This window comes from Streptomyces sp. NPDC021096 (assembly GCF_040641275.1).
GTDB lineage: Bacteria > Actinomycetota > Actinomycetes > Streptomycetales > Streptomycetaceae > Streptomyces.
Window position 1 is genome coordinate 589,321 of sequence record NZ_JBFADG010000002.1, and the last position, 10,171, is coordinate 599,491.

General features: G+C 72.4%; 7 protein-coding genes and 1 pseudogene. 3 read left to right on the forward strand and 5 right to left on the reverse strand.

The features are described from left to right. Positions 1–6: 6 nt before the first annotated feature. The 3 genes from AB0G59_RS06370 to AB0G59_RS06380 all read right to left on the reverse strand — a co-directional run bounded on the left by AB0G59_RS06370 (position 7) and on the right by AB0G59_RS06380 (position 5,024). Positions 7–1,224, reverse strand: coding sequence for a cytochrome P450 (locus AB0G59_RS06370; RefSeq protein ID WP_360908583.1), 1,218 nt, complete (start codon positions 1,222–1,224; stop codon positions 7–9). Further along, entirely contained in the window at positions 1,221–4,430 is a 3,210-nt protein-coding gene (locus AB0G59_RS06375) for an amino acid adenylation domain-containing protein (protein WP_360908585.1), read from the reverse strand. Before AB0G59_RS06375 ends, AB0G59_RS06370 begins: the two co-directional genes overlap by 4 nt. 105 nt (positions 4,431–4,535) lie before the next feature. Continuing rightward, positions 4,536–5,024 carry a pyridoxamine 5'-phosphate oxidase family protein gene (locus tag AB0G59_RS06380; protein ID WP_071967813.1) on the reverse strand — a complete coding sequence of 163 codons (489 nt, stop codon included), beginning with the start codon at positions 5,022–5,024 and terminating at the stop codon, positions 4,536–4,538. Positions 5,025–5,452: 428 nt separating this feature from the next. On the opposite strand from AB0G59_RS06380, the gene AB0G59_RS06385 reads away from it, so the two are divergent. Then, positions 5,453–6,688 carry a hypothetical protein gene (locus tag AB0G59_RS06385; protein WP_360908588.1) on the forward strand — a complete coding sequence of 412 codons (1,236 nt, stop codon included), beginning with the start codon at positions 5,453–5,455 and terminating at the stop codon, positions 6,686–6,688. Positions 6,689–6,746: 58 nt separating this feature from the next. Continuing rightward, entirely contained in the window at positions 6,747–7,451 is a 705-nt protein-coding gene (locus AB0G59_RS06390; protein WP_360908590.1) for a hypothetical protein, read from the forward strand. A 50-nt stretch (positions 7,452–7,501) separates the two neighbouring features. Here AB0G59_RS06390 and AB0G59_RS06395 read toward each other — a convergent pair whose 3' ends face one another. Then, positions 7,502–7,732 carry a hypothetical protein gene (locus tag AB0G59_RS06395; RefSeq protein WP_360908666.1) on the reverse strand — a complete coding sequence of 77 codons (231 nt, stop codon included), beginning with the start codon at positions 7,730–7,732 and terminating at the stop codon, positions 7,502–7,504. On the opposite strand from AB0G59_RS06395, the pseudogene AB0G59_RS06400 reads away from it, so the two are divergent. Next, positions 7,685–8,379, forward strand: a pseudogene (locus AB0G59_RS06400) (YwqG family protein). The gene AB0G59_RS06395 and the pseudogene AB0G59_RS06400 sit on opposite strands and share 48 nt — an antisense overlap. On the opposite strand, the gene AB0G59_RS06405 reads toward AB0G59_RS06400, so the two are convergent. Next, on the reverse strand, positions 8,360–9,934 hold the full coding sequence (locus AB0G59_RS06405; protein WP_360908593.1) for a carboxylesterase family protein: 1,575 nt from the start codon (positions 9,932–9,934) through the stop codon (positions 8,360–8,362). The pseudogene AB0G59_RS06400 and the gene AB0G59_RS06405 sit on opposite strands and share 20 nt — an antisense overlap. Positions 9,935–10,171 lie beyond the last annotated feature (237 nt).

A 10,171-nucleotide genomic window follows, 5' to 3' on the forward strand; every position in this document is an offset into this window, starting at 1 on the left:
CGGGTCTCACCAGCGCACGGGCAGCCGGGCCGGTGCGCGCAGCGGGGTCGACTCGTCCCAGGGGATGGTCTCCGCCGGCACGGCGAGCTCGATGTCGGGCAGGCGCTCGAGCAGCACCTCGATCGTGATGGCGAGTTGCATACGGGTCAGGTGCCCGCCCGTGCACGCGTGCGGACCGTGCCCGAACGCGATGTGCGCGTTGGGGGTCCGGGTCAGATCGAGGCGGTCGGGATCGGCGAACGCCTGCGGGTCGCGGTTGGCGGACGCCGGCACCGGGATCACCGCGTCACCGGCACGGATGTGCTGCCCGTGCAGGGTGAGGTCTTCCGTCGCGACGAGGATGTTGATGGCGTTCATCAGCGGGACGTAGCGCAGCAGCTCATCGACCGCCGTGCCGATTCCCTCGGGCTCCTCGCGCAGCCTCCGCAGCTGCTCGGGGTGGGTGAGCAGCACCAGCAGCGCGTTGCTCGTGTGCTGGATGTTGGTCTTGTAGCCGGCCATGAGCATGGTGACGACGAAGCTGACGACGTCGTCCCGGACCAGCTCGCTGCCCGGGCGGCGGGTCTCGGCCAGCAGCAGCCGGATGTAGTCCTCGCCCTCGCTGTCCTTCTCCCTGAGGGAGATGAGCCCGTCGGCGTAGTCCTGCAGGGCGTACAGCGCCGCGAGCACCTCCTCCATCGTCAGCCCGGCGGCGCCGAGGAGCGCGAGGGTGTGCGGCAGGTAGATCTCACGGTCCTCGTACGGCAGCCCGGTCGTCTCGCACAGCACGCGCAGCGGCAGCGGGTCGGTGTAGGCGGCGACGAGGTCCGCCGTGCCGTCCCCGGCTTCGGCCCCGGCCACCATCGCGTCGATGAGCTCCCCGGCCATCGCCCGGATCCGGGGCTCCATGAACTTCAGCCGGCTCCGGCCGAACATCGGCAGCACGGTGCGGCGTACGCGCTCGTGGTGCGCGCCCGTCATCTCCAGGAAGGTCGGCAGGGCCGGCGGCGGGGCGTCGTCCCCTTCGCGGGGCGGCCAGGCCGACAGCAGCGGCCGGATGAGCCGGGGGTCGGCGAACGCGGCGCGCGCGTCCTCGTAGCGGCTGATCAACCAGCCCGTCTCGCCGTTGGGGAGCAGCGCCTTGACGACGGGCTGCTCGGCGCGCAGGCGGGCGTAGGCGCACGGCGGTCCGGCGGTACCGGGCTCGACGTCCGGGACCGGGATGATGTCCTCGGGGTGGTTCATGCGGCGTGCTCCGATTCCGCCGCCGCGGCGTGCGGCGCGCTGTGACCCGGGGTGTGCGTGGGGCGTGTGAGGTAGCCGGAGGCGAAGAAGTAGTCCAGGTAGCGGTCCAGCAGCGCGGAGTCGACCGGCGGGCAGTGCAGTCCGCTGTCGGCCAGCGCTTCCTCGGCGTTGCGCCGGCCCAGGACCGGGAAGATGTCCTTGAGGTACATCTCCTTGACGGACATGTCGGCGTTGCGGCTGCGGTCGACGCACAGGGACACGAACGGCGCCGTGGCGCTCGTCGGGTTCTCGGCGACGTAACGCACCAGCTCGCCGACCCAACGGTCGTACGGCAACGTGCGCAGGGTGAAGCCCGCCGCACGCATCCGGTCCAGGACGTCCGAGAACATCGCCGGGCGGGGGTTGGTGACGTGGTAGACCCGGCCGTCGGCAGGCTGGTGCGTGGCGATGTGGACCAGGGACTCGGCGAGGTGGTCGACGGGGACGAAGTCCATCGGCAGCTCGATGTCGGGGGCCAGTCCCGTTTCGGCGACCGTCTTGAACAGCGAGCAGATGGCCGTCTCGGTGTTGCACGCGCCGGTCGCCCGGTCGCCCGTCACCTCGTACGGCCGGTACACGGCCACCGGCAGGCCCTGTGCGGCGGCTTGCTGCAGCACGCCCTCGGCGACCCACTTGCTCTCGGCGTAGCCCATGGTGAGCCCGTCCGCGTGGGCCAGAGGCAGGTCCTCGTCCACCTCGCGCACTCCGGCGGTGCCGAACCCGGCGACGACGGCGACGGTCGAGACGAAGTGCACCGGGACCCGGCGGGGTGCCGCGATCCGGATGACCTCCCGGGTTCCGTCGACGTTGGCCGGCCGCAGCTGCTCGTACGGGTAGAGGAAGTTGACCCGGGCGCCGTTGTGCACGATCAGGTCCATCCGGCGGGCCAGTTCGGCGGCGTGCTCGGCCGACAGCCCCAGCCCCGGCTCGGTGAGGTCCCCGGGGAAGCACTCCACGCGCCGCCACTCGGCCTCGTCGAGGTGCAGCCCGTAGCGGGCGAGCGCGGTACGCACCCGCTGCTCGGCGTGCGCCGGGCTCGTCGCCCGTACGGGGCAGTGGACGCGGGCGGCCGTCGAGCGCATCAGCCGGTGCAGCAGGAACACCCCGACGAACCCGGAAGCGCCCGTGAGCAGGACGTCCTTCGGGTCGTGCGGGTGCGGTGCCGGGCCTTCGGCGGGCGGGAGGTCGAAGCCGAGCTCGGTCTCGGCGGCGAAGTCGACGGCCGGTTCCGCGTCGTCCGCCCGGCCGAAGCCGCCCCGGGCCTCGCGCACGGCGGCGGTGAAGCCCTCGAGGGTGGGCGCTGCCAGCAGGGCCCGGATGAGGGTGGAGCCCAGGGCGGCGTCGAGGCTCAGCACGGCGAGGGTGCGGGTGACGGCCTCCGACGCGAGCAGGGAGTCGCCGCCGAGGAGGAAGAAGTCGTCCTGGGGCGTGGGGCGTACGCGCAGCACCCGCTGCCACACCTCGGTGAGGACGTCGAGCAGGCCCTCGACCTTCGGCTCTTCCGTCTCCGCCACGTCCATGTCGTCGTCGCGGCCGGTCAGTGGCGCGGCGGACTTCAGGCGGGCCCGGTCGACCTTGCCGCCGCTGGTCACCGGGAAGTGCTCCATCGGCACCAGGACCGGGACGGCCTGCGGGGGCAGCCACTGCGCGCAGTACGCGCGCAGGTCGGGCAGCGGCAGGGGGCGGCCGGGTACGGCGGCGGTGACGTAGGCGGTCAGGGCACCCGACTCGACCTCGACGACGGCCTCGCCGACCTCGGGGTAAGCGCGTAATCGGGTCTCCACCTCGTCGAGCTCGACGCGCGCGCCGCGCAGCTTGACCTGGCGGTCCAGGCGCCCGCGGTACTCCAGCAGGCCGTCGGCGGTCCGTGCGACCCGGTCGCCGGTCCGGTAGAGCAGCCCGTCCGGTTCCACGGCGGGCAGCGGGACGAAGCGGTCGGCGGTCAGCCGGGGGTCGCCGAGGTAGCCCAGGGCCAGTCCGTCGCCGCCGACGTACAGCTCCCCCTCCTCGCCCGGCCCCGCGACCGAGCCGTCGGCCCGCAGGACATGGCACGTGGAGGCGCCGAAGGGGCGGCCCAGGGGAACGTGCGTGGCGTCCTCGGCCAGGGGGCTCAGCACATGGGCGGTGGAGACCACGGAGTTCTCGGTCGGGCCGTAGAAGTTGACCACCGTGGTGCCGGGGCAGGCCGCGAGGACCGCGTTCGCGAGGTGCGGGTCCATGGCCTCCCCGCCGGCGGAGACGAAGCGCAGGGTGGACAGCGCCTCGGGGCGGGTGCGGGCGACGAGGTGGAAGACGCTCGTCGTCAGGTACGCCACGGTGACGTCCTGCGTGCGGAAGAGCTGTTCCAGGGCGAGGGGCGAGAGCAGCTCCTCGCGGTCGGCGATGACCAGGCAGGCGCCGGTGAGCAGCGCGCCCCAGATCTCGATCGTCGAGGCGTCCGAGGACAGCCCGTAGGCGTGCAGCACCCCGTCGCCCGGGGCGGGCGGGGACAGCTCGGAGTCGGACAGCACGAGGCGCACCACGCCCCGGTGGGGTATCGCGACGGGCTTCGGGCGGCCGGTCGTACCGGAGGTGAAGACCACGTAGGCGCAGTCGGCCGCGGAGCCGGTACGGGGGTGGTCGGCGCCGGTGGCAACGTTGTCGGCGGGAGGCGTGGAGCCGACGCCGGCGGGGTGGTCGAGGGAGCCGACCTCGACTGACGCGCGTAGACCACGCACGGGGCGCGTGCTGCCCGGCAGAGTGACGGCGGCGCTCAGCCCCGCGTCCTCGGCCATGGCCCGCAGCCGGGCCGGCGGAAGGTCGTCGTCGAGCGGTACGTACGCGCAGCCGGCCTTGAGGATGCCCAGCAGCGCCACCAGCGCTTCCAGCGAGCGGCTGCCGCACACGCCGATGAGGTCACCGGGCCGGACGCCGCGTGCGAGCAGGCGCGCCGCCAGGGCGTCGGCATGGGCGTCGAGTTGCCCGTACGTCACGGTGCGCTCCCCGTGCCGGGCCGCCGGCGCGTCCGGCCGCGCCGCGGCCTGCGCCTCGAACAGCTCGGGGATGAGGCTGTCCCGGGGATATCCGGTCGCGGTCGCGGTCGCGCCGGACGCCGCCGGCGACGGGGTGGGGGCCGGGGCCGGCGAACGGGGTAACAGCAGGCGTGACGAAACGTCGGTGTCGGTCATCAGGTCCTTCTTGCTTGAGCGGTTTGGTGCGGTGCGCACGGGGTGTGCGGGTCATGCGGTGCGCGCCGTGTGCGCGGTACGGCGATGGGGATGATGTGCCGGCGCTCAGCCGGCGCTGCCGTCCTGGCCGGCGCCCGCTTCGGCGAAGTCCGCCGCGAAGGCGGCGAAGTCGGCGGTGCGCCAGTGCTGCGGGCGCATGCGGAAGACGACGTCCTCCTCGAGCTGGCCGGAGGTCGCCGCCAGGTAGGCGTCCGCCTCCTCGGGGTCCAGGTACCGCCGGGTCAGCGCCTCGCGCACCGCCGGGTCGACCGGGTCCTCGATCGCCGTGACGGGCCCCTCGACGCTGACGTAGCGGTACGGCCGGCCCTCGTCCTGTGCGCAGAGGCTGAACCGGCCGGCGGCGCGCAGGAGTCGCGCCTTGATCGTCTCCCGGCCCATCTGGACGATGACGTCGCCGCCGGGCTCGTAGCCGTACCACACCGGCACGATCAGGGGGGCGCGGTCGCCGCCCCGGGAGTCGGTGACCCCGAGGACGCCGACGCGCGGTTCGGCGAGGAAGCGTTCACGGTCGGGGCGGGGCATGGAGGGCAGCATGTGTTTCGGGCTCCTGTCCTGGTGGCTGGGACGTCGCGGCTTGAATGGTGTTGTTGCGGCGCCGTCGTCTGTTGAGCAATCTTGAGAGCGAATGATCAATCCCCGACCGAATAGCTGATAAACACGGGATTTAGACGGTTTTGAGCCTCTTCTTGTCGGAGCGTGGCGGGAAGTGTGCGGTGGGTGATCATCGCAGGCGGGAGCGGTCGCGAGGCCGGAGACGGCGGGGGATGCGCGGCGTGCCGCGCGACTGTTCGCCCTTCGGCCGCAGGGGCCCTTCGATGTGCCGTCATGTCCGGATCACGCCGCTGGAGTCGGGCCGTCACGCCGACCCGGTCCCGGGGGGGCCTTGCCCCGGCGTCTGTGCCACCGCTGCGACGTGGCAGGCTGAGGGAGCGGTGAGCAGGCACGACACAGGAGCAAGAGGCATGGACGCGGTGCCGGTCGAGGAGGCGGTCTGGACCTGGGAGCGCGCGCTTCCGCTCAAGTACGTACTGGTCAGCGAGGAGTGGGACGGCGAACAGATCGTGTGGGCGCGCTGCGCCGACGCCGACGGCCTCTTCGTCGACCCGACCCCGCGCCGGGAACGGCTGACCTTCGTGGGCTGCGCCCCGACCGGGCGGCTGCGCAAGGCGGTTGAGCGCGCCGGCAGCCAGGCGGTTGGAATGGACGGACCGGTTGAGCCCGTCGAGGTCGCGGACCTCTCCCTCATCGTGGACTTTCCCGTGCCCGGGGCCGACCCCGAGGCCGCCTCCCACCACGCCTACGACTCGCACCACTGGGAACTGCTCGCCCCCGTCCTGCTCGACTGCCGCCCCTCCGCCCACGACGCGTCGCTGGTCGACGTGATCGTCGAGGCCGAGATCGACGGCCCGGCGTGGCGGCCCGCCGAGCCCGCGGACGCCCGTTGGCTGCTGTTCAACGGCGCGGGCGGCGCCGGTCTGGGGGAGTGCCGTCGGATCGAGGGCCTGTACGCCGAGCGCCCCTTCCCCTCCGCGCCGCCGATGCGGCTGATCGGCTGCGAGCCCGGTGAGCAGCTGCTGCGACGGCTGGTGCGCCCGCGCGCCGACGGCGATCGCGTCATGCTGCTCGCCGTGGACCGGTCAGGTCGTGTGATGCGCATCGAGGAACACATGCCCCTGGAGGTCGTCGCCTCCCGCCCGTCCGCGCTCGGCGCACCCCTCGTGGACCTCTGGCTGCGCAACGGCCCGGCCGCCCGGCCGGTGCCGGCGGCTCGACCGGTGTGGGACGCCTGGTTCGAGGGCCCGCCGGCCGAGCCCGGCTCGTGGGCCGCGTTCCCGCCCGAGGGCCGGGCCGAGTGGGCCGCCTTCGCCGCCGCCCGTCAGGGCGCCGGCCGGCCGCTGCCCGACCCCGTGCGGCACCTCGACGGCCGGCACGTCACCGACGTGCCGGCGCTGATGTGCGCGCTCGGCGAGGCGATCGCGGGCCCCGGCGGCCACTACCACCAGTGCTGGGTCACCTTGCGCGGCTGCCCGTGCGGAGGGGAGTGGCCGCCCGCGCCGTTCACGCTGGTCTGGCACGACGCCGAAGTGGCCAGGCGCGCGCTCGCCTCGGTGAGCGTGGATACGGCGGGCGAGACGCCGTACGTCGACGACGTCCTGCGATTGCTCGCACGGGTCGGCATCACCGTGGAACTCCGCTGATCCTCGGAAAGCCCGGGTGGTAGGGGCCGGGGCCGACCGTCCCGTATCGTTGTTGATCATGTACACGTACAGACGTGCCGCGCGTGCCAGGGCGCCGCGCGCCAAGGCCGTGACCGCCACCCTGGCCCTGGTTCTCGCGGCAGCGACCCTGTCCACCGGCTGCGGTACGGACAACGGATCCGGTCCTGCCAAGTCCAGCGAGTCCAGCAAGTCCGGCAGGCCTGGCGAACTGCCCAAGCCGGTCGAGTTGATCCTCGACACCCCGCGGCTCGAGCGGGCGCTGCCGGATCAGTTCAGCGTCCCCGCTGACGTCGCGCAGCCCCGCAACCGGAAGGCGTGGGACTCGTACGACCTCACCATCTGCCAGTCCGAGGAGTGGCAGGCCAAGTGGTGTGCCCAGGCCCTCTCGTTCGGTATCGCCGCGTTCACGAACATGCAGGACCAGGAACTTTCCGTCCGGCTGATCTCCTTCACCACGCCTGAGAAGGCCGCCGGACTGTTCGCCGGCGAGGGGACGGAGGACGAGGTCGGGAAGAATCCGCCCGGCGACCAGATCGACGGCTTCGAGATCTCCCCGGGCCAAGGCTGGGAGGGCCGCGGGATCAATGTCCGGCAGGGTTCGGTGATCGCGAGCATCAAGTACACATGGAAGCAGGGGACGGCCATTCCGTCCGACCGGCTCATGTCCGTCACCAGGATGACCGTCGAGCGGATCCAGCAGGCACTGCGCGGCGAGGCGCCCGTCGCGTCGGTCCGCCCTTAAAGTTAGAACAACCTTCTACCCGGCGCGGACAAGACGCCGACGGCCTGTTGTCAGTGGTCCCGTGCATGATCGGTCCTATGACTGAGAGCACCACCGACGCGCTGCACGCGCTCGCCCGTCAGCACCTGCCCGCCGAGATCGCCGAGCGGTGGATCGGACTGCTGCGGCCGGCCCTGGGTCTGGAGAAGGCCACGGACGCGGCGGCGGGTGCGGTCGTCGGCCGACTCGGCGGTCTGCCGGAGCTTCCTGAGCACGAGGAGTGGCCGGTATGGGAGGGGCACGGCCCGCTCTCCTTCATCGCCTCCTCGACTGTGCGGCGCTTCCTTCCGCCTCCCTCGACATCGCCGTGCCGGCAGACGGCACACTGGCTTTCTTCTTCTTCGACGGGCAGCTGGACGACGGCCGGGCGGCGGTCTCGCCCTACGATCCCGACAGCTGGGCGGCGGCGCGCGTGCTGTACGTACCGGCGGGCGTCCACCTCGTCGAACGGCCGGCGCCGGAGGGCATCCGCCCCTACCCCGAGGTACGGCTGACGGCACGCGTGGAGACGACGGCCCCCTACCTCTGGCATCCGGTGGTCTACCGGGAGTTCGCACCGATGCCCGATGACCACCCCTTGTGGGACGAGGACTTCCGGGAGGCCCTCTGGGACCTCCCGGGTGCCGGGCACTGCATAGGAGGCCACGCCGACCCGGCGCAGGACGACGTCGAATCCGAGGTCGCCTGCGGCGCCCTGGGCAACCCACCCTTCAATGACCCCCGCATCAATGAGGAGGCGCTGCGCTGGGTGCTGCTCGCCCAGTTCGGCTCGGATGACGACGCCGGCATGATGTGGGGCGACTGCGGCTCCCTGTACTGGCTCATACGCCCCGAAGACCTGGCGGCGCGCCGATTCGACCGTGCCATGTTCACCTGGCAGTGCAGCTGAAGGAACCCTGTGGTTCGTCCGGCCTTCGTACTCCCAGTGCGGGGAAGGCGTGGTCCTGCCAGATGAGGCGGGAGGTCTCCTCCGGGTAGGCGGTGACGACCGGCCGGGTGTCGAAGAGTTGCGTGAGGCGTTGGTCGGTGTCGTACGCGGGCCAGCCCGGGTCGCCGTGGGTGGCGAACGCCGTCCATGCGGTGCGGATGTGGGCGGACAGTGCTTCTGCCTCGGGGGAGGGGCTTTCGCCGATCAGCGTAGCGGGCTGGCCACGGTCCAGGTTGCCGAAGACGAGCGGTACGTCCAGGCCGTGGCAGGCGCCGAGGGCGCCTCCCATGCCGGGGGCGGGCCAGGTCAGTTCGTAGACGTGGGCGCGGCCGCCGGCGGCGGTCTGGGCGTGGGCGAGATGGAGGGTCGGCATGCGGAACAGCCAGTCGGAGTGAACCAGTTCGTACAGCTCGTCCGGGTTCGCGGCCGGAAAGCCGTCGAGGTAACGGCGTGCGCCGTCCTGACCTGGGCCGAAGAGGTGCAGGGCGGTCGCGGCCTGTTCCTGTGTCACCTGGCCGAGCAGGCCGTCGAGCGCGGTGAACAGCCGCTGTTCGTGGCGGGTGTGGCCGACGAGGAGTTCGATGTCCCGGCCTGCGCCGTCGGCCAGCGCCTGCCAAGGAGTGACCGGCAGGACATCACCGTCGACGACCGGCGAGAACGGGATCCGCCTGTGCGCGGCCCGACCCCAGCGTTCGGCCCATCGGTCCATCGTGGCGCCGACCGCATCACCGGCGGCCGACAGCCGGGCCGGGGCCACCGCGGACAGGTCGGCCATCGTCGGCCTCAGTCCCCGTTCGGCGGCGCAGGCGGTGGCGATGTCGGTGGCGAGCTCCGGCGAGAAGAACGTGCCCTGCACACTCTGCGCGACGGCCCGGCCGAAGAGACCGGCCGCACGAGGCATCGCCAGCAGTGCGGCCACCGATCCGCCGCCCGCCGACTGGCCGAAGACCGTGACGCGGTCCGGGTCGCCGCCGAAGGCCCGGATGTTGTCACGCACCCACTCCAAGGCGGCGACCTGGTCGAGTAGGCCCCGGTTGGCGGGTGCCCCCTCGATCTGTCCGAAGCCTTCGAGGCCCACGCGGTAGTTGAACGTCACCACGACGACGCCGCCATCAAGTGCCAGACGGCCGCCGTCGTACTCGGGAAGACCGGACATGCCGATCGTGTAGGCGCCACCCTGGATCCACACCATCACCGGCAACCCTGCGCCCGGGCCCGGCTCGGGCGACCAGACGTTGACTGTCAGCCAGTCGTCGCCCACCGCATCCCGCGCCAGCGCGTCCATGCCGAAATGGCCGCCCTGAGGGGGCGGCGGTCCGTACGACACCGCCGGCCGCATTCCGTCCCACCCTCGTACGGGCCGCGGCGCGGCGAAACGCAGCGGGCCGACCGGCGGCTCGGCGAACGGGATGCCACGGAAGACCGCCATACCCGCTTCCTGGCTGCCGCGCAGTGCTCCGGCCGCTGTGCGGACTTCGGGCCGGGGCCCGGATGGCTGGGACACGGCAGCGGTCATCACGACTACCTCTCTGGGCAGGGGGGCGCGACCACAGGGGTCTCTTCGTGTCGGCCCGGACGCTCTGGAGGATCCCGCTGCATCGCGACGCGCGCCAGCGATTTTCCGGAGGCCGACTGCTGGTCGGCACGCAGCTCCTCGTAGGCGGTCGTGCAACGCACGGGGCGCCCTCCTCGTGCGGATGAGGAGGGCGCCCCGCTCTTGTCCCCGGTGTCGGGGCGGTGGATCAGATCACCG

Excerpts from the sequence above, each read along its gene's own strand:
- AB0G59_RS06385 (WP_360908588.1), top strand. The coding sequence starts at position 5,453 with ATGGACGCGGTGCCGGTCGAGGAGGCGGTCTGGACCTGGGAGCGCGCG.
- AB0G59_RS06375 (WP_360908585.1), bottom strand. The coding sequence starts at position 4,430 with ATGACCGACACCGACGTTTCGTCACGCCTGCTGTTACCCCGTTCGCCG.
- AB0G59_RS06405 (WP_360908593.1), bottom strand. The coding sequence starts at position 9,934 with ATGACCGCTGCCGTGTCCCAGCCATCCGGGCCCCGGCCCGAAGTCCGC.
- AB0G59_RS06380 (WP_071967813.1), bottom strand. The coding sequence starts at position 5,024 with ATGCTGCCCTCCATGCCCCGCCCCGACCGTGAACGCTTCCTCGCCGAA.
- AB0G59_RS06390 (WP_360908590.1), top strand. The coding sequence starts at position 6,747 with ATGTACACGTACAGACGTGCCGCGCGTGCCAGGGCGCCGCGCGCCAAG.
- AB0G59_RS06370 (WP_360908583.1), bottom strand. The coding sequence starts at position 1,224 with ATGAACCACCCCGAGGACATCATCCCGGTCCCGGACGTCGAGCCCGGT.